The 19,377-nt window shown below is 67.2% G+C and carries 9 protein-coding genes; 4 read left to right on the top strand and 5 right to left on the bottom strand.

Features of this window, described 5'->3' with window-relative positions; genetic code table 11:
• Window positions 1–148: 148 nt before the first annotated feature.
• Window positions 149–856 (bottom strand): OmpA family protein, encoded by a 708-nt coding sequence (locus CFB52_RS16815; protein WP_059638836.1) that lies wholly within the window; start codon window positions 854–856, stop codon window positions 149–151.
• 102 nt (window positions 857–958) lie between these two features.
• On the bottom strand, window positions 959–10,324 hold the full coding sequence (locus CFB52_RS16810; protein WP_257220487.1) for a YadA-like family protein: 9,366 nt from the start codon (window positions 10,322–10,324) through the stop codon (window positions 959–961).
• A gap of 470 nt (window positions 10,325–10,794) precedes the next feature.
• Here CFB52_RS16810 and CFB52_RS16805 point away from each other — a divergent pair, with 470 nt between their 5' ends.
• Window positions 10,795–13,830, top strand: a complete 3,036-nt coding sequence (locus tag CFB52_RS16805) for an ATP-binding protein (protein ID WP_099316986.1) — start codon at window positions 10,795–10,797, stop codon at window positions 13,828–13,830.
• A 746-nt stretch (window positions 13,831–14,576) separates the two neighbouring features.
• Window positions 14,577–14,897, top strand: coding sequence for a helix-turn-helix domain-containing protein (locus CFB52_RS16800; protein ID WP_059576333.1), 321 nt, complete (start codon window positions 14,577–14,579; stop codon window positions 14,895–14,897).
• Between the two features lie 108 nt (window positions 14,898–15,005).
• Here CFB52_RS16800 and CFB52_RS16795 read toward each other — a convergent pair whose 3' ends face one another.
• Both CFB52_RS16795 and CFB52_RS16790 read right to left on the bottom strand, forming a co-directional pair.
• On the bottom strand, window positions 15,006–15,776 hold the full coding sequence (locus CFB52_RS16795; protein ID WP_059576337.1) for a glycosyltransferase family 25 protein: 771 nt from the start codon (window positions 15,774–15,776) through the stop codon (window positions 15,006–15,008).
• On the bottom strand, window positions 15,773–16,090 hold the full coding sequence (locus tag CFB52_RS16790) for a hypothetical protein (RefSeq protein WP_059576341.1): 318 nt from the start codon (window positions 16,088–16,090) through the stop codon (window positions 15,773–15,775). Before CFB52_RS16790 ends, CFB52_RS16795 begins: the two co-directional genes overlap by 4 nt.
• A 405-nt stretch (window positions 16,091–16,495) precedes the next feature.
• Between CFB52_RS16790 and CFB52_RS16785 the strand changes: the two genes are divergently transcribed.
• On the top strand, window positions 16,496–16,903 hold the full coding sequence (locus tag CFB52_RS16785; protein ID WP_099317845.1) for an NUDIX hydrolase: 408 nt from the start codon (window positions 16,496–16,498) through the stop codon (window positions 16,901–16,903).
• Window positions 16,904–17,049: 146 nt separating this feature from the next.
• Here the strand turns inward: CFB52_RS16785 and CFB52_RS16780 are convergent, their stop codons facing one another.
• A complete protein-coding gene (locus CFB52_RS16780; RefSeq protein WP_099316985.1) occupies window positions 17,050–17,886 on the bottom strand; it encodes a peptidyl-prolyl cis-trans isomerase in 837 nt (278 codons plus the stop codon).
• Between the two features lie 519 nt (window positions 17,887–18,405).
• Here CFB52_RS16780 and CFB52_RS16775 point away from each other — a divergent pair.
• Window positions 18,406–19,185 carry a carbonic anhydrase gene (locus CFB52_RS16775; RefSeq protein WP_099316984.1) on the top strand — a complete coding sequence of 260 codons (780 nt, stop codon included), beginning with the start codon at window positions 18,406–18,408 and terminating at the stop codon, window positions 19,183–19,185.
• Window positions 19,186–19,377 lie beyond the last annotated feature (192 nt).

Here is a 19,377-nt window from a genome sequence, read left to right as displayed (position 1 = left end):
CCGCCGGCTCGGTGAGAGCGGGCGGCTTGGCATGCCTGCCGGGACAGCGGGGTGCGGCGGTCGATCGCGCCCCGCTCCTCCATCGGCTCGTGACCGACGAAGGCCCTGGCGGCACCGGCGAACCGGCGCCGCGCGATACGTCAATGCGTCATTTCACGTCCAGGCGGATCTCGACGCGGCGGTTCTGCGCGCGACCGGCCGCGGTCGCGTTGGACGCAACCGGATCGGCCGCGCCGAGGCCTTCCGCGACGAACGAACGGGCCTGCAGCCCGTTCGCGCGCAGATACTCGACGACGGTGCGCGCCCGCGCTTCCGACAGCGCGCGGTTATGCGCGGCGCCGCCGGTCGAATCGGTGAAGCCCGTGATCGACACGCGCGCGAATTCCATGCCGCGATTGGCCGCGATGAAGCGATCGAGATCGTTGCGGGCCTGCGCGGTCAGCGCCGCGCTGTCGGTCGCGAAATTCGCGTCGCCCTGCAGCAGCACCTGGCGCTGCTGAACCGGTTGCGGCGCCGGCTGCTGCGGCGCCGGCGCGGGCGCGGGCTGCGCGACCGGCTGCGGCTTGCCGCAGATGAACGTGATTTCGCGCGGATCCTTCATCGGCGCGCGGCTGTAGACGCGGTCGATCATCTCGAGCGGCGTGAAGCCCTGCCCGCGGCAGAACTCTTCCGCCGCGCGCGCGCACGCATTCGCGCTGCCGAGCAGCCCGTCGCAGCTCACGCGAAAGATGTTGTCCGGCTTGCCCGGCACGGATACCGCGCGAATGTCGTAGGTGAGCCCCGATTGCGTCGTACACGCACCGAGCGCCATCGCGAACGCGCCGATCGACGCGACGCGCAAAAGCTTTGAAGTCATGGTCTTGAAATGGCGTCCGCCCGCGGGCGGACGCGCTTGTCTGAGAGGGTTGAAAATCGGAACGGCCTCGCACGGGCGGGGCGCACGGCCCCGCCCCGCGCCTTACCACTGGTACGACGCGCCCACGCCAACCGTGTTGCCGCCGCTCGACAGACCCACGCCGGCCTTCATCTTCAGGTTCTGCGTGATGCGAGCCTCGCCGCCGAACGCCACCGCCTGATAGCCCTTGTAGGTCGCGCCGCCGACACCGAACGACAGCGTCTTGCCCGGATCCACGCCCGGGATCATCGTCAGCGCGGTGGCTGCCGCGATACCCGAGTACGCGTTCCTCGACACATCGTTGATCTGGCCCGACAGACCGCCGACCGCACGGTCGAGCTGGCCCTTCGTCGCGGCGTCGTTCGCGTTGATACCGTCCGCGATGTTCACGACGCGGCGGTTGCCGGTGTCGGTGCCGTCGCCGAACGAGACGGTGTTCGCCTCGTTCGCCACGGCGCCCGAGCCGATCGCCACCGAACCGCTGCCGGTCGCGTTCGAGCCCTGGCCGATCGACGTCGCGTTCTCGCCGTTCGCGGCCGAGCCCGCGCCGATCGCCGTGCCGCCGCCGGCGGCCACCTTCGAGCCGGAGCCGATGGCCGTGCCGTCGTTCACGCCGGTGCCGACCGACGAGCCCGAACCTGCCGCCACGTTGCCGGTGCCGGTGCCGGGGTTCGCCGCCGACGAGCCGCCCGCGGTCTGGTCGGTCGCGCCGAAGTACGGGTTGGTGCCCGAACCGCCGCCGTTGCCGTCACCCGGGTTGCCCGGTCGCAGCTCGAGGCCGCCGACGCGGTCGTCGAGGTCGCCGATCTTGTCGTTCAGCGCGCTCAACTGCCCGAAGTTCACCGCGTCGTACTGGCTCGTGCCGTCCGCGACGTTCGTCAGCTTCACCGGCGCCGCACCCGTGCCGCCGAGGGTCACCGAGCCGTAGTTCGGCGTGCCGTCGGCATTCAGGTCGTAACGCACCGCGAGCGAATCGGTCGCGCCGTATGCCGCCGCGGCCTGGATCGCCTGCTCGACCGTCGAGTAGCGGTTGCCCTTGACCTCGAAAGACGCGTTGGCGAGCTTGCCGTCCGCATCGACCGTCGTGCCGCCGCCCAGCGTGTCGGCCACGCTCTGCGCGGTGCCGTGCAACTGCGAGCCGTTGATCGCGTCCGTGCTGGTCGCGTTCACCGCACCCGCGGCCACGTTCGTCAGCGTCGTGCCGTTCGTGCCCTTCAGCTTCACTTCGTCGAAGTTCGCCGATTCGTCCGCGTTCTGGCTGTACGTCACCGCCAGCGACGTCACGCCCGCACCCGGATTCGTCGGATCGACCGGTGCGACGAGGCCAGCGTCCTTCAGCTGCGCGACGTTCACCGCGTCGGTATCGTCCGTGCCGGCCGCGACGTTCTTCAACTGCACCGGGCCGGCCGACTTGCCGCCGCCCAGCGTCACCGCGTTGTAGTTCGGCGTGCCGTTCGCGTTGCGGTCGTACGTCACCGCGGCGATCGATTGACCCGTCACCGGATCCACCAGGCCCGAATCGGCAAGCTGGTTGTTGATGACCGTGATGTTCTGCGTGTTGGTCGCAACACGGCCATCCAGGTTGTCGAGCGCGTCGCCGACGTTGCGGTAGTCGACCTTCGTCGCGGCGTTGGCCGGATCGGTCAGCGAATACGTCGGCGCCGTCACGTTGCCGTTGGCGTCGACGGCCGAGCCGCCGCCCAGCGAATCCGCGACGCTCTTCGACACGCCGTACAACTGCGAGCCGTTCACCGCGTCAGTGCTCGCCGCGTTCACCGCGCCGGCCTTCACGTTCGTCAGCGTCGTGCCGTTCGCGCCCTTCAGCTTCACTTCGTCGAAGTTCGCCGAACCGTCCGCGTTCGTGCCGTACGTCACCGCGAGCGATGCCAAACCCGCACCCGGGTTCGTCGGATCGACCGGCGCGACGAGGCCAGCGTCCTTCAACTGCGCCACGTTCACCGCGTCGGTGCCGTCCGTGCCGGCCGCGACGTTCTTCAACTGCACCGGGCCGGCCGACTTGCCGCCGCCCAGCGTCACCACGTTGTAGTTCGGCGAGCCGTCCGTGTTGCGGTCGTACGTGACCGCGGCGATCGCCTTGCCGTCGTCGCCGATCAGGCCCGAGCCCTTCAACTGGCTCACGTTCACCGCGTCCGCGTCCGCGACACCGGCCTTCACGTTCGACAGCGTCGTGCCGTTCGTGCCCTTCAGCTTCACTTCGTCGTAGTTCGCCGAGCCGTCCGCGTTCTTGCCGTACGTCACCGCCAGCGACGTCACGCCCGCACCCGGGTTCGTCGGATCGACCGGCGCGACGAGGCCCGAATCCTGCAACTGACCCAGGTTCACCGCATCATCGCGGTTCACACCGTCCGCCACGTTCGACAGCGTCACCGGGCCGGCCGACTTGCCGCCGCCGAGCGTCACCGCGTTGTAGTTCGGCGTGCCGTCCGCGTTGCGGTTGTAAGTGACCGCGGCGATCGCCTTGCCGTCGTCGCCGATCAGGCCCGAGCCCTTCAACTGGCTCACGTTCACTGCGTCCGCGTCGGCAACACCCGCCTTCACGTTCGTCAGCGTCGTGCCGGCCGTGCCGCCGCCCAGCGTGACCTTGTCCTTCGTCGCGCTGTCGTACGTCACCGCCAGCGACGTCAGGTTGCCGCTGCCGTCGTCGCCCACCAGGCCCGAGCTCTTCAACTGGCCGAGGTTCAGCGCGTCGCTGTCTTCCGTGGCGTTCGCCACATGCTTCAGCTGCGTCGGGTTCGTACCGTCGCCCAGCGTGACCGAACGGTAGTTCGGCGTGCCGTCCGCGTTACGGTCGTACGTGACCGCGGCGATCGACTTGCCGTCGTCGCCGATCAGGCCCGAGCCCTTCAACTGGCTCACGTTCACCGCGTCCGCGTCGGCCACACCGGCCTTCACGTTCGTCAGCGTCGTGCCGGCCGTGCCGCCGCCCAGCGTGACCTTGTCCTTCGTCGCGCTGTCGTACGTCACTGCCAGCGACGTCAGGTTGCCGCTGCCGTCGTCGCCCACCAGGCCCGAGTCCTTCAGCTGACCGAGGTTCAGCGCGTCGCTGTCTTCGGTTGCGTTCGCAACATGCTTCAACTGCGTCGGGTTCGTACCGTCGCCCAGCGTGACCGAACGGTAGTTCGGCGAGCCGTCCGCGTTACGGTCGTACGTGACCGCGGCGATCGCCTTGCCGTCGTCGCCGATCAGGCCCGAGCCCTTCAACTGGCTCACGTTCACTGCGTCCGCGTCGGCAACACCGGCCTTCACGTTCGTCAACGTCGTGCCGTTCGTGCCCTTCAGCTTCACTTCGTCGTAGTTCGCCGAATTGTCCGCGTTCTGGCTATACGTCACCGCCAGCGATGTCACGCCCGCACCCGGGTTCGTCGGATCAACCGGCGCAACGAGGCCCGAATCCTGCAACTGACCGAGGTTCACAGCGTCCTGACGATCCGTACCGTTCGCCACATGCTTCAGTTGCGTCGCGTTCGTGCCGTCGCCCAGCGTCACCGAACGGTAGTTCGGCGAGCCGTCCGCGTTACGGTCGTACGTGACCGCCGCGATCGCCTTGCCGTCGTCGCCGATCAGGCCCGAGCCCTTCAACTGGCTCACGTTCACTGCGTCCTTGTCCGCAACGCCTGCCTTCACATTGGCCAGCGTCGTGCCGTCCGTGCCGCCGCCCAGCGTGACCTTGTCCTTCGTCGCGCTGTCGTACGTCACTGCCAGCGACGTCAGGTTACCGCTGCCGTCATCGCCCACCAGGCCCGAATCTTTCAGCTGACCCAGGTTCAGCGCGTCGCTGTCTTCCGTTGCGTTCGCAACATGCTTCAACTGCGTCGGGTTCGTACCGTCGCCCAGCGTGACCGAACGGTAGTTCGGCGAGCCGTCCGCGTTACGGTCGTACGTGACCGCGGCGATCGCCTTGCCGTCGTCGCCGATCAGGCCCGAGCCCTTCAGCTGACTCACGTTCACTGCGTCCTTGTCCGCAACACCGGCCTTCACGTTGGCCAGCGTCGTGCCGTCCGTGCCGCCGCCCAGCGTGACCTTGTCCTTCGTCGCGCTGTCGTACGTCACTGCCAGCGACGTCAGGTTACCGCTGCCGTCATCGCCCACCAGGCCCGAGTCTTTCAACTGACCGAGGTTCAATGCGTCGCTGTCTTCCGTTGCGTTCGCAACATGCTTCAACTGCGTCAGGCTCGTGCCGTCGCCCAGCGTCACCGAACGGTAGTTCGGCGTACCGTCCGTGTTGCGGTCGTACGTGACCGCGGCGATCGCCTTGCCGTCGTCGCCGATCAGGCCAGAGCCCTTCAGCTGGCTCACGTTCACGGCGTCCTTGTCCGCAACACCGGCCTTCACATTGGCCAGCGTCGTGCCGGCCGTGCCGCCGCCCAGCGTGACCTTGTCCTTCGTCGCGCTGTCGTACGTCACCGCCAGCGACGTCAGGTTACCGCTGCCGTCGTCGCCCACCAGGCCCGAGTCCTTCAGCTGACCGAGATTCAGTGCATCGCTGTCTTCCGTTGCGTTCGCCACATGCTTCAGTTGCGTCGGGTTCGTGCCGTCACCCAGCGTCACCGAACGATAGTTCGGCGTACCGTCCGCGTTACGGTCATACGTCACCGCGGCAATTGCCTTGCCGTCGTCGCCGATCAGGCCAGAGCCCTTCAGTTGGCTCACGTTCACTGCGTCCTTGTCCGCAACACCGGCCTTCACGTTCGACAGCGTCGTGCCGGCCGTGCCGCCACCCAGCGTGACCGAACCGAGGTTCGGCGTGCCGTCCGCGTTACGGTCGTACGTGACCGCCGCGATCGACTTGCCGTCGTCGCCGATCAGCCCCGAGCCCTTCAACTGGCTCACGTTCACCGCGTCCTTATCTGCAACGCCGGCCTTCACGTTCGACAGCGTCGTGCCATTCGCGCCGCCGCCCAGCGTGACGGAACCGAGGTTCGGCGAGCCGTCCGCGTTACGGTCATACGTGACCGCCGCGATCGCCTTGCCGTCACCACCGATCAGGCCCGAGTCCTTCAACTGGCTCACGTTCACCGCGTCCTTGTCCGCAACGCCGGCCTTCACGTTCGACAGCGTCGTGCCGTCCGTGCCCTTGAGCGTGACCACTTCGAAGTTCGGCGTGCCGTCGCTATTCCTGCCATAGGTGACGGCCAGCGGATCGGTTCCGCCGCCCCCGCCGCCCAGATTGGCCAGCGCGTCGAGCGCATCGCCCACGTTGCGATAGGTGGTGCCGCCGATGGTGTACGTCGGGTTCACGATGGAGCCGTCCGCGCCCACCGATGCATTGCCGCCGAAGGCCGCCACCGCGTCCTTCAACTGGCTCACGTTCACCGCATCGGTGTTGGCCGTACCGCGCGCGACATAAATGATCTGACGCTGCTGCCCGGTCGAACCCACCGAGACCGAGTTCAGCCGATCCGCCACCGAGCTCGCGCCCAGCGCGACCGAGTTCAATGCCGTGCCGGTAACGCTGGACTGACGGCCGATCGCAATTGAGTTCGTGGCGAGCGGATCGACCTGCGCACCCGTGCCGAATGCCAGAGAGTCGGCCGCGTTGGCGCGCGCCGTATTGCCGAGCGCGAGGGCGTTGACGCCCGCGGCTCGCGCGTTGAAGCCCGCGGCGACCGCGTTGTTGCCCGACGCGTTCGTGCCATTGCCCAGCGCGAGCGCGCTCGTGCCGGTCGCCACGCCGCTTCCGAACGCGACAGCGCCCGTACCCGTTGCCGATGCACCCGCGCCGAGCGCGACCGAACCGGAGCCCGTCGAACGCGACTGTGCGCCGATCGCGATCGCCGTATCGCCGGTGGCGCTGGCTTCCGCGCCAATCGCCACGCCATACGTGCCCGCACGAACGGATGCGTTGTCGCTGCCGTCGCCGAGACCGTCGACCTGAACATACGGATCCGTGCCCGCGAGCGTGCCGATCGCATCCAGTCGGCTGTTCACGTCCTGAATGGCTTGCGTGGTCGTCGTGCTGACGTTGTCGATAGCCGCCTGCGCGTTCGTCGACGCAATACCCATCAGATCGTTGACCTGACCGACGGTCGCCGCATCGCTGTCTGCCTCGCCGTTCTGCACGTTTGTAATGCGACGTTGCAGGCCCGTTGCGCTGTTACCCACGGAAACCGTGCGGATCTCGTCCGCGACCGAGCCGAGGCCCAGCGCGATGGCGTTGAGGCCCGTCGCCTGCGCGGCGACACCCGTGCCGCGCCCGCCGATATACGGGTTGCCGTTGGCCACGGTCTGCTGCAACTGCTGCACGTTGACCGCGTCGGTCGCCGCGACACCCGTGGCCACGTTCGACAGCGTCACAGGGCCGGCCGACTTGCCGCCGCCCAACGTCACCGCGTTGTAATTCGGCGTGCCGTCCGCGTTACGGTTGTACGTGACCGCGGCGATCGCCTTGCCGTCGTCGCCGACCAGGCCCGAGCCCTTCAACTGGCTCACGTTCACCGCGTCCGTGTCGGCAACGCCGGCCTTCACGTTGGCCAGCGTCGTGCCGTTCGTGCCCTTCAACTTCACTTCGTCGAAGTTCGCCGAGCCATCCGCGTTCTTGCCATACGTCACCGCGAGCGACGTCACACCCGCACCCGGGTTCGTCGGATCGACCGGCGCAACGAGGCCCGAATCCTGCAACTGACCGAGGTTCACAGCGTCATTGCGGTTCACACCGTCCGCCACGTTGGACAGCGTCACCGGACCGGCCGACTTGCCGCCGCCCAGCGTCACCGCGTCGTAGTTCGGCGTGCCGTCGGCATTGCGGTTGTACGTGACCGCGGCGATCGCGCTGCCGTCGTCGCCGACCAGGCCCGAGCCCTTCAACTGGCTCACGTTCACTGCGTCCTTGTCCGCCACGCCGGCCTTCACGTTCGACAGCGTCGTGCCGGCCGTGCCGCCGCCCAGCGTGACCTTGTCCTTCGCGGTGCCGTCGTACACCACCGCCAGCGATTCACCCGTCACCGGGTCGATCACGCCACCCCTCGCGAGCGAATCTTCCAGCGAACCGACGCGCGTGTTCGTCGCGAACAGTTGCGCGCCGTTTACCGCGTCCTTGCTCGTCGCCGACAGCGTACCGTCCGCCACGTTCACGATCTTGCGTTCGTTGCCGGCGCTACCGACCGATACCGTGTTGTCCGCCAGCGCGACCGATCCGTTACCCAGGGCGACGGAATTGTTGCCGGTGGCCGATGCATTGGTGCCCAACGCAAGCGCATTCGAACCGGCAAGCGCGTTATTGCCGAGCGACGTGCCGTTCTGGCCGGCCGCCGAACCCGCACCGATCGAAATCGCGTTCGCGTTTTGCGCACGGGCATCCCGACCGATCGCCACGCCATCCTGCGAAGCGACCGCGTCATTACCGATCGCGACACTGTTGGCCATGCCAGCCGTGGCGCTGCGGCCGACCGCGACGCCGCCGTCGACCAGCGTCTTCGCGTTCGAGCCGATGGCCACCGAGCCGACGCCGGTGGCGCTGGCGTCATCGCTGCCGTCACCGGCGCCATTCGCCTTGACGTACGGATTGCTGCCGCCGACGTTCGCGATCGCGGCGTTCAGTTGAGCAACGTTCACCGCGTCGGTCCCGGCCGTGCCGGCCGCGAGGTTCGTGATCTGGCGCTGCTGCGTGGCCGAACCGACGGAAACGGTGTTGTTCCGGTTCGCGACGGAATCCATGCCGAGCGCGACCGAGTTGTCTGCCTGCGCATTCGCACGGAAACCGATGCCGACCGCCGACAGGCCGCTCGCGGACGCGCTCTGGCCGAGCACGGTCGCGTTGGTGCCGGTCGCCTTGGCGTTGCTGCCGATCGCGGTGGTATTGATCGCGCTGCCGGCAGCGGTATTGCCGAGCGCCACGCTGTTGTTGCCCGCGGTTGCGGCAGAACTGCCGATTGCAACCGAGCCCGTGCCGGTGGCCGTGGCGTTCGGGCCCGTCGCGACCGACGAGCTGCCCGCGGCAGAACTGCCCGAGCCCACTGCGACGCCTGCACCCCCGCCCATCGCGCTGGCGTTGGAGCCCAGAACCGTCGCACCCGATCCGGTGTGTCGCGCATTGGTACCGATTGCGATCGTGCCCGTTCCACCGGCCGTCGCGCTATTGCCGATCGCGATCGAGCCGGTCGCGCCGGTAATGTCGCCGTCGATGACTCGAGCGTTGGTACCGATGGCTACGCCGCTCGTCGGAACGAAACGGTTGCTCTGCGCGACCGCGGCGCCATCGCCGAGCGCCACGTTGCTGTCGCCGACCGTACTCGCCGACGCGCCGATCGCGACCGAGTGAAAGCCGCCGGCTGCCGTTGCGGATCCGAGCGCCACGGAACTGGAGCCGCTGGACGTCACGTTTTGTCCGATGGCAACCGCATTGGCGCCCGTCGCATTTGCGTGATTGGCGCTGGTGCTGTTGACCATGAAATACGGATCGCTCGCGGCAATCGCGGCGTTCAGCTGATTCACGTTGACCGCGTCCGTACCCACCGTGCCGGCCGCGACGTTCGTGATCTGGCGCTGGCTCGCGGCCGTGCCGACGGACACGGAATTTGCCCGATCGGCAACGGAGAACGCACCGAGCGCGACCGAATTTCCGCCGCTCGCCAACGCGCCGCGCCCCAGCACCGACGCGTTCTGCCCGGTGGCCGCCGCGCCTACGCCAACCGCGGTCGTTTCGGCACTGGTTGCACGCGCGAGCGTCCCGAGCGCCACCGCATTCGTCGCGCTAGCCGTAGTATTGCCGCCGAGTGCCACTGCCGACGTGCCGGCAGCGCTTGCGTTCGCGCCGATGGCGGTTGCACTGCTGGCAGCGCTGGCGGCCACGTCGGCCGCATACGTTCCGGTACTGATGGCCACAAACTTGTCATCCGTCGCCGCGATCGCGGCATTCAGCTGATTCAAGTTGACCGCATCCGTGCCCGCCGTACCGGCAGCCAGGTTCTGGATGCGGTTATTCGTCATGCTGACGGCGTTGGCGAAATCCGTCGTGCCGGTGATGTGAACGCCGTTGGCACCGTAAATCATCACATGACCGTCCCGGCTGCCGGCCACCGATGCGGTGCTCGCCGTCGAGCCGACCCCGGCCGCACCATTCAGATCACCACCATTTCCCAGCACAAAGGAAGGCGCATGCCCCCGGTAGACCGGATTGTTGGTACCAATCACCGAACAGTTTGCGTTCGTCGTTGCGCCGGAGTAGCCGAACGTATGGCCAACCCCCCCGTTCGCTCCCCCGCACAGGTTCAGCGCGCCATTCCCGTTCGCCGTCTGCGCTCCGGCATCGATCGCGATCGCGCTTCCGCCCACGCCCGCCATGACCGCGACCGCAGCCGTTACCGACGAACGCATCGTCGAGTTCGATTTCTTTTGCGAGCGCGCCGTTTCGGCCGCCGCGACCCATGTACCCGTCGTCGGATTCCAGACGGTGCGGTATGTCTTGTTCACGTTGATTGCCTCTATACGAAAGTGTGAGACGAGATTCGAGCTACGTGAGCCAATATATTTTTCGCAACGCCTTTCGATAATCAGACAGCCAGACGCGACAAAACTTATTTACTCAGACTGGTCCGAATATGACGATGCCTGACACTTCCGCGAGGAAAACGCGACACGGCACGCCCGCGAAACGCGCGATCGTTTGACATGCGCGCCGCTCGCACCGTATAAACGCAGCGCGCAGGCTCGCCTCGACAATTAGGACCAGTCCTACCGCCGTTGCCGAATTGCTTCGGACTGCCCTACATACCGGCGGCCCTGCCATCACGATAATTGGCTCGTTCCCCGAGCCGGCAGTGCAATCGCCTGCCATTCCACACGGCTTACGGATATCGCTACGCGCGCGGTCCGCCGACGGCTCTCGCCGTTCGTCTCGCGTGCGGCCCCGATTCGCGCATTGATTTCACGGTATTCGTCCCATGCCCATCCGACACCTGTTCGCGTCCCCGGCGGACGCCAACGCGCCGTTCGCGTCGATCGACGGCGAAGCGCGCGACCTGAGCCTGCTGCACCGCTACCAGCGCTTTACGCTGTACGGCGGGGCCGCGGTGCTGTCGCTCGTGATCCTGTTCGCGACGAGCGTGCTGCTCGACGGCTCGGTGCGCGACTACATCGCGAAGCGGCGCGAGCTGTTCGCCACGCACAAGGCGCTCGTCGAACTCGAGATCGACGCGAAACAGGCGTCGGTGCGGCGCTCGGTGATCAACGCGGAGCTGCTGTGGAACAGCCATCCGCGCCATTCGCACAGCGCGGCCGAGGCGCTCGCGCGCGACGGCCACGTCGTGCTGTCGCCGTTGCGCAACGTGAGCGAAATCTTCGTCGCCGTGACGCCCGACGCGCTGGCCGGCAACGAAACCGACGAATACGTTCAACTGATGGAGCGGCTCACGATCTCGGTGGCGGCCGCCGAACGGCAATCGGGGATGCCGCTGTCGGGCTACGCGTACAGCCCCGACCGCAACGTGCTCGCGATCACGCCGCCGCCGTCGATGCCCTATCGCGACGTGCTCGAGCGCATCGGCGTGGCCGACACGCGCGCGCTGATCGACCGGCTCGCGTTCAACGTCGCCGACTGGTCGAACCCGGCCGTCGCGCGCTACTGGCGCGCGACGCGGCGCATCGCGTGGGAGCCGCCCGCGATCGACCCGCTCACGGGCAAGAAGGTGTTCCGCCTCGTCGAGCCGGCGTTCGACGGCCCGCGGCATTTCATGACCTTCGTCAGCGATCTCGACGTGAACGTGCTCGACGACCGGCTCAAGCAGGCGCCGGAAGACGCGGTGGTAATGCTGGTCGACCAGGCCGGCCGCGTGCTGCTGGACGAGGACCGCACGCGCGCGTCGATCGACGGCGCCGCGCTGATGCGTCACGCGCTCGCCGAGAACGGCTGGCGGCGCGGCCTCGACCGCTTCGACGAAAGCTATCTGCACGGCGTGTTCACGATCAGCGACCGGATCGCCGACACGGGCTTCGCGATCGTCTACGCGTACTCGTGGCGCACGATCGCGATCGCGATCTGGCCGACGATCGTGCGCGAAACCGGCGTGGCCGCGCTGATCCTGGCCGTGCTGTGGGCGCTCGTGATCGCATTCGACCTGAAGGTGTTCGCGCCAGTGTTCCGCCGCTCGCGCCGCGTGTTCGAGACCGATGAAATGAGCCGCGCGATCATCGCGACGTCGCCGTTCGGCATCGTGCTCGTGTCGCTCGACACCGACGCGGTGCTGCTGCGCAACCGGATGCACGAGCTGTACGAAAGCGCGGCCGGCGCGCCGCCGCTGCACGAGCGCCTGCTCGCGCGCTACCGGCAGGGCGCGGGCAGCGCGCCGGTGCAGCTCGACGTGGAATTCCCGGTGACGCTCGACGACGGCCGCGCGCGCGACCTGCTCGTCAACTTCGTGCGCGTGCGCTACCGCGGCAAGGACACGCTGCTGTGCGGCTTCTCCGACATCACGACGCGCGCCGACACCGAGCGCGCGCTCGACAGCGCGAACCGCGCGAAATCGACGTTCCTGGCAACGATCAGCCACGAGATCCGCACGCCGCTGAACGCGATGCTCGGCAACCTCGAACTGCTCGACAAGGCGCCCGACCGCAATCGCGAGAAGTCGCGGCTGCACGCGGTCACGTCGGCCGCGCGGATGCTGCTCGACATGCTGAACAACGTGCTCGACATGACGAAGATCGAAGCCGACCGGATGACGCTCGAGGCGACCAGCTTCCGCATCGACGAGCTGGCGCGCGACATCGCCGAGCTGTTCGAGCCGGTCGCGCGTGCAAAGGGCGTCGCGCTGCGCGTGGACGTCGATGCGCAGGCGGCGCGGCCGTATGTCGGCGATCCGCTGCGGGTGCGGCAGATCGTCGTCAATCTCGTCAGCAACGCGATCAAGTTCACCGATCGCGGCGCGGTCGCGCTGTCCGTGACGGCGCCGGTGGCCGACGGCACGCCGGTGATGATCCGCGTCAGCGATTCCGGCATCGGCATGACGCCCGCGCAGCTCGAACGCGTGTTCGAGCCGTTCGCGCAGGCCGACGAATCGATCGCGCGCCGCTTCGGCGGCACGGGCATCGGCCTGCCGCTGAGCAACAAGCTCGCGGAATCGATGGGCGGGCGCATCGCCGTGGACAGCGTGCCGAACGTCGGCTCGACCTTCGTCGTGTCGCTGCCGCTGCCGCTCGATCATCAGCACGGGATGCAGCCGGCGCCGGCCGGCGGCGACACGCCGGACCTGCGCGTGCTGTTCGTCGACGACAACCCCGTCAACCGCTCGCTCGTGCACGATCAGCTCGACGTGCTCGGCTATCGCGCCGACGTCGCGTCGAGCGTGGCGCAGGCGCTCGATCTCGTCGAACGGCACGACTACGCGATCGTGATGACCGACCTCAACATGCCGGGCCTCGACGGCTATGCGCTCGCCCGGATGCTGCGCGAACGCGGCCGCGCGCTGCCGATCCTGGCCGTGACCGCGCACGCGGAGCCCGACGAGTTGCGGCTGTCGAAGGAAGCCGGCATCGACGAGATCGTCACGAAGCCGACGTCGCTGCGCTCGCTCGAACAGGCGATCGCGAAATATACGGGCCCGTGGCGGCCGGGCCGCGCGATCGCGGCGGCGCCCGCGAGCACGCGCGGGCCGCTGCCGCGCGACCTGTGCGCGGCGCTGGTCGATGCGACCAACCGGGCCAATGGCGCGATCGTGCGTGCACTGGAATACGGCGACCTGAAGGCCGCCCGTGCGGAGATTCACAGTATGCGCGGCGCGTTCGCGATGATCGGCGAGCGCGACGTGTCGGGCCTTTGCGCGTCGCTGGAAGCGCTGGCGCTAGCCGGCGACGCGGTGGCGTTCGCGCGGGAGTTCGAGCAATACCGCGGCTGCGCGCAAGTCGCGCTCGCGCGGCGCGCCGGCGACCACGCGCAGCAGCGTGGCGATCCGCTTGCGGCCGGAGTGAAGCATGGAGCATGAAGGAGGCGCGAAGCGGGAGGACGGCTCGCTTCGCGTCATCTGAACGATGAGCGGAGGAAGTGCGCGGCAACCGCCGGCGGGGAATCGACGCTCGCATAAGGCAGCGTGAGGAGTAGTGCTACAACCAACGTAGCTTCGCGCAACGGCCGGGCCCAGCGACCGCCGTCGAATCCATGCCACGGCACCGCGCAAACCCAGCTTAACGTCATTGGACCCTGCATCCAATAGGACTGAACCGATTCGTGCTGGGATTTCTTCCCGTCGGTGAAAACGGTTCGTCAGGGTGCCTCGACGCGGCCGATCGACACGCTTTTCAACACATCGGTGAAGAAACGACGAATCGGCCAGCCGACGCAGCCGCCGCGAAATCGTTGAGCAGCAAGGACGCGAGGCACTGACCTGATGGTCAACGCGGCTGAAACCGCGCGCACCCGTTGCCCGCGGCCGTTCAATCTTGGCTAAAGTAGTTGCACGTTTTCGCCTGGATGAAGTAACGATCGACATCCGCCGCGTCAACGAGCGCGGCCTGCGGGTGGGTAAAACACCTGCAGGCCGCTGACCACCACCAACTCAACAGAGGAGTTGACCATGGCTGACGCGAATCATAGCGCACCCATTCGTTTCCGGGACTGCTTCGTCAACACGCAAACATCCATTCAATCTCGCCGCGTCGTTCCGCATGTCAGGCTCGCCGATAGGGCGCCGCTCGATGCCGCGCAGTGTTCGGCGATCACGGGAGAAGCACGATGAATTACGACGATCAGGATGACTACACCGGCGCCGTGCCGGCCGATTTCGATTTCTACGACGTCGGGGAGCTGGAGGCCAAGTCCGTCCTTGCGCTGAAGCTCAACGCGCTGATTGCGTCGCGCGGCCTGAGTGACGAAGATGCCGCGGCGCTCGCGGAAATGGCCCGGCCGGTGGTCACGCCCGAGCAGCGCGAGCGGCTCAGGAACGTTTCGCTGGATCAACTGATGCTGACGCTGGCGGCATTTGGCCAGCATGTGGAAATCGTGGTGCGGGCCGCGGGGGAATCGGGCCCGGCCGGTATCACGGCGACGGTCTGACCGCGCGTCGCGCAACGACGAACGGGGCGGCAGCCGAAGCGTGCCGGTGCACGTACGAGGCAAGCGCCCCTTTCGATTCAACGTCGCCGGTTGTCGCGTCCGATCGGGTCAGGCCTGAATCGTCGACGTCTCGCGCGCATTCATCGTCACCGCGAGCGGCGGAAAGGTGGCCGCGCTATGCATCGCGCCGTAGAACTTGTTCATCACGATGTCGATGCCGTAATTGTCGAGCGTCCGGCCCAGCCCGTACGAGTAGAGCGTCTCCGGCCGCAGCGGAAAGCAGCGATCGAGCAGGAAGCGCGCGCCGGCCGGCGAGATCGTGTACGCACAGATCCCGTAGAACTCGAGCAGGTTCATCACCAGCACCGGGCCGCGGTCGTTCCGGAAATCGCCGATCGCGCCGTCGAGCGCCGCTTCGTCGAAGCGCATCGTCACCGGCGCGCGGCTGTTGAAGATCGAACCGCGCAAGATCGAATCGAAGTTGTAGCCCCATGCGATGAAATCGTGCCGGCCGCGATCGTCACGCAGGAATTGCAGCGTGGCGTCGTGGAAATCGGGCCGGAAGATCGCATCGTCCTCCGCGATCGTTACCCGCTCGCGGCCCGACGCGATGTCGCTCCACAGCCGATGCGTGGTCATCGCGATGCCGAACGCACCGCGCGTGTACGGCAACCCGGGCGCGAACAGGCCGGATGCGGTGATTGCGGCGTCCGAGAGTGCGTGTCCGTCGATCGCGTCGACGAATTCGAAATCCAGATGCGGGTTGTTCGCGCGGAACGCGTGCCGGCGCGCGTGGCTGCGGCGCAGCGAAATGACCTTGACGGTCGGGCGCACGGCCGGGTCCGCCGCAAGCAGGGTGGGCGCGTTCGTCGCCATCATTGCCAGCCCGTCACGACCGAAATGCCGAATACGATGCCGAGCACGATACCCACCGCACGGCCTTGCAGGATCGGCTTCAACGCCTCGGGCTCGAAGAACGGATCGATTGCGTTCATCCGGTTGCGCCATGCGGCGAACGCTGGCGGCACGAGCAGCACGAACGCCATCAGCACCGCCGAGATCAGCGTCACCGCCAGGCCGCCGGCGCTCCAGCGCGTGCCGGCCTCGATCACGAAGTGCACGAGCGCGACGGTCGCCGCGCTCGCGATCGTGCCGACCACCGCGCCCTTGACCACATTATCTGCATCACTCATCGATTGTCCTCCATCGCCAGTTCATGCCGCTTGATATCGGCGGATGCTGCGTATTACAGGCGAGTCGGACGCGAATCTCTATCGGACGGGTCTTATTGTCCGGCGGCGGGGCGAAGGAATCGGACGAGGCCTACACGGCGTACCGGAGTCTATGTGGCCTGCTTCCCGGCCGGCGGCCCGCCAAGCGTCATCTGTCGACGCTTTTAAGACTGGGCCGATTGAGTGGCCGACAGCGTGTCCATAAAGTGGAACGCGTCACGGCGCAAGACCGTCCGCCGCAACCGGCATGACGCCGCGACGCCCTTGCATCGCGAACGTCTCGACACGAATGTCTTGACGGCGCTTCCCCGAAGCGACTTTTTTCCCAACCGCGGCATTCGCCGCATGCCATCGGACGACACCATCATGAAACAACGCGCCACCGTCCTGTGCCGGCGCGGCGACCGGATTCTGCTGGTCGCCCGACCGCACGCCCGCTGGACACTACCCGGCGGCCTACCCAAACCGGGCGAATCGCTGAGCGACGCCGCGCGCCGCGAACTCGCGGAAGAAACCGGGCTCGTCTGCCGGAACCTGCGCTACCTGTTTCGCGCGGCCGGCAAGCACAAGCTGCATCACGTGTTCCTGGCGGATCTCGATGCGCACGCGCGAGCGCGTCCGTCCGCGGAAGTCGCGCACTGCGCGTGGTTCGACCGGATGGAAATGGCGTCGATCGATTGCAGCGGGCCGACGCCCGCGATCGTCGAACTCGCACTCGACGGGACGCGCGTCGACGGGCCCGTGGCCTTCATGATTCACGTCGAAGCGGCTTAGTCCGCAGTGGAATGACGCCGTTGCGGTTGGCGCCCGGCGCGGTTCCGATGGCGGAAGAAGCGGCCGATTGCCGGCGAAACGATGCACGGAAGAAAAAAGGCTCGGCGGGCTCACAGCCGGCCGAGCCTCGTTTTCTTCGGCGCCTGTTACTGCTCGATCGTCGCCTGCGCGGCCAGCTTGTCGACCAGCGCGGCCATCGCGTTTTGTCGCGCCTGCTGCTCCAGTTGCTGTCGCAGCACCGGCTTGGCCTTGTCGAAGCTCGGCACGACCACCGGGCGCTTGTCGGCGAGCTTCACGAACGCATACGCATTGCCGATCTGCACCGGGCCCGACACCGCGCCCGGCTTCAGCGACGTCATGGCCTGCGCGAGCGGCATCGGCAGCCCGGCCGTGTGGCCTTCGGCAAGCGGCGTCTTCAGTTCGCTCCACTCCGCCACGCCAGCGTTCGCGGTCGTGTTGTACTTCTTCGCGACCGCGTCGAAAGCCGCGCCCTGCTTCAGCTCGGCTGCCACCGCATTCGCCTTCGCGGCATCGGCCACGGCCACCACTTCCGCGCGGTATTCGAACTGCGCGGCATTCGCGACGATGTAGTCGTAGCGCGCCTTCACCTGCGCATCGGTCACGCGCTGCGCGCCCAACGCATCGCGCAGATACAGATCGGCGGCCGCGCTCGCACGCGCGCGCGACACGATGCCCTGGACTTCGGGCCGGCTGCCGTAGTTCGCCTTGTCGGCCGCCTGCTCGATCAGTTGCCGCACGATCAGGTCGCGCTTCACCGCATCGCGCAACGCAGGCGTATCGGGCTGGCCCGACGCCTTCACGATGGTGTCCACGTCGCTCTGTACGATCGGCGCGTTGTTCACGACCGCGACGATGCCTTTCGGCAGCGGGGCCGCGCCGGCTTCGGCGGCGACCGCGCCCGTCATGCCGGTGGCGCAGACGAGTGCGATCACGGTGGGAATGGCTTGAATACGAGTCTTCATGATGGAGTCCTTGATAATTGACCGCGCACGAAGGCTGCGCGTATGAACGATGAAACGCGATGGCGCCGGCGGCGTCGCGCGCTCGAGGGTGTATCGAAATCGTCGACGACGTCGCGCGTATTCCCTGTCTGCCCGCGGCGCGCCACGTTCGTTGCCGTGCGTCGAACACGGAAAAAGGACGCCGCCCCACCTCGGGCGGCGTTCGGAACGAAGACGAGCTTCGGATACGAGGTATCGAACGGATCACCATGCAACCGTTCGACCGGCACATTGTGGGCAGACGCCGACGACGACACAATCGGCCTGGTCCTACATCGGCGCACGTTTGCGTCGCACGCTCGATCCGCACGGTCCACACGAATCGCGACGTGCCGCATGAGTGGCGCTTGAATCAGACGAGTCTGATTGGAACGCATCGGGCCGACACGAATAATGAATTGATCCCGGCTGTCGGTCGCGCAGGCATCTCGCACCGGCCGCGAGCGATTTCCTTTCACCTTCCCGTATCGAGGATCCCGTTTGAATCATCGAATCAACCTGACGCAGGTCGTCACGGCAGTCCGGCGCGCGACGCTGCCGGTGTTCGCCGCGGCAATCGCGAGCGGCGCGACCGCGGTCGCCGCCGCACCGACGCAGGACCCGCGCGACTTCGATTACGCGCATCAGCAAGCCTGGCAGATCGAGTCGGGCGATTCGCAATCGCCGATCGACATCCGGTCGGACACCGTCGTGCAGGCCGAACGCATGCCCGGCGTGAACGACGCGATCGTCGTGCACGTCGCCACGGGCGGCGCGACCGTCGTGGACAACGGCCACACCGTGCAGGTCGTGCCGAAGCAAAGCGACGTGATCATCCGCGGCCGTCACTTCCGGCTGCTTCAGGCGCACTTCCACGCGCCGGCCGAGCACACGATCGACGGCCGGCACTATCCGCTCGAAGGCCATTTCGTGTTCCGCGCGCAGGACGGCCGGCTTGCCGTCGTCGCGGTGCTGTATCGCAACGGCAACGAAAACGCGCAGTTCGCGTCGATCGTGCGCGCGGCGCGGCGCGGCGTCGCGTCGCCGCTGGCATCGTTCGACGTCGCGGCGCTGATGCCGGACGATCTCGACAGCTATTACCACTACCTCGGCTCGCTGACGACGCCCCCGCTCACCGAGAACGTCGAATGGTATGTGCTGCAGGACACGATGGACCTGTCCGCGGCCGACATCGACGCGTTCACGCGGCACTACTCGCACAACGCGCGCGCCACGCAGCCACTGAACGGACGCCCGCTGTTGAAGTACCAGCGGCACTGAACCCACGCAACATCGCTCATCCAAGGAGAATGTCCATGTCGAACCCATCGAAATGCCCGTTTCATCACACCGCAGGCAGCGGCACGACGAACAAGGACTGGTGGCCGAATCAGCTGAACCTGAACGTCCTGCACCGGCATTCGGCGCTGTCCGATCCGATGGACCCGGATTTCGACTACGCAGAAGCGTTCA

The organism is Burkholderia sp. AU18528 (genome assembly GCF_002223215.2).
GTDB lineage: Bacteria > Pseudomonadota > Gammaproteobacteria > Burkholderiales > Burkholderiaceae > Burkholderia > Burkholderia semiarida.
This window is presented reverse-complemented; position numbering and strand designations above follow the sequence as displayed.

What these genes read in the sequence shown, in the direction of transcription:
- CFB52_RS16815 (WP_059638836.1), bottom strand. Translation starts at nt 856, where the DNA reads ATGACTTCAAAGCTTTTGCGCGTCGCGTCGATCGGCGCGTTCGCGATG.
- CFB52_RS16805 (WP_099316986.1), top strand. Translation starts at nt 10,795, where the DNA reads ATGCCCATCCGACACCTGTTCGCGTCCCCGGCGGACGCCAACGCGCCG.
- CFB52_RS16800 (WP_059576333.1), top strand. Translation starts at nt 14,577, where the DNA reads ATGAATTACGACGATCAGGATGACTACACCGGCGCCGTGCCGGCCGAT.
- CFB52_RS16795 (WP_059576337.1), bottom strand. Translation starts at nt 15,776, where the DNA reads ATGATGGCGACGAACGCGCCCACCCTGCTTGCGGCGGACCCGGCCGTG.
- CFB52_RS16790 (WP_059576341.1), bottom strand. Translation starts at nt 16,090, where the DNA reads ATGAGTGATGCAGATAATGTGGTCAAGGGCGCGGTGGTCGGCACGATC.
- CFB52_RS16785 (WP_099317845.1), top strand. Translation starts at nt 16,496, where the DNA reads ATGAAACAACGCGCCACCGTCCTGTGCCGGCGCGGCGACCGGATTCTG.
- CFB52_RS16780 (WP_099316985.1), bottom strand. Translation starts at nt 17,886, where the DNA reads ATGAAGACTCGTATTCAAGCCATTCCCACCGTGATCGCACTCGTCTGC.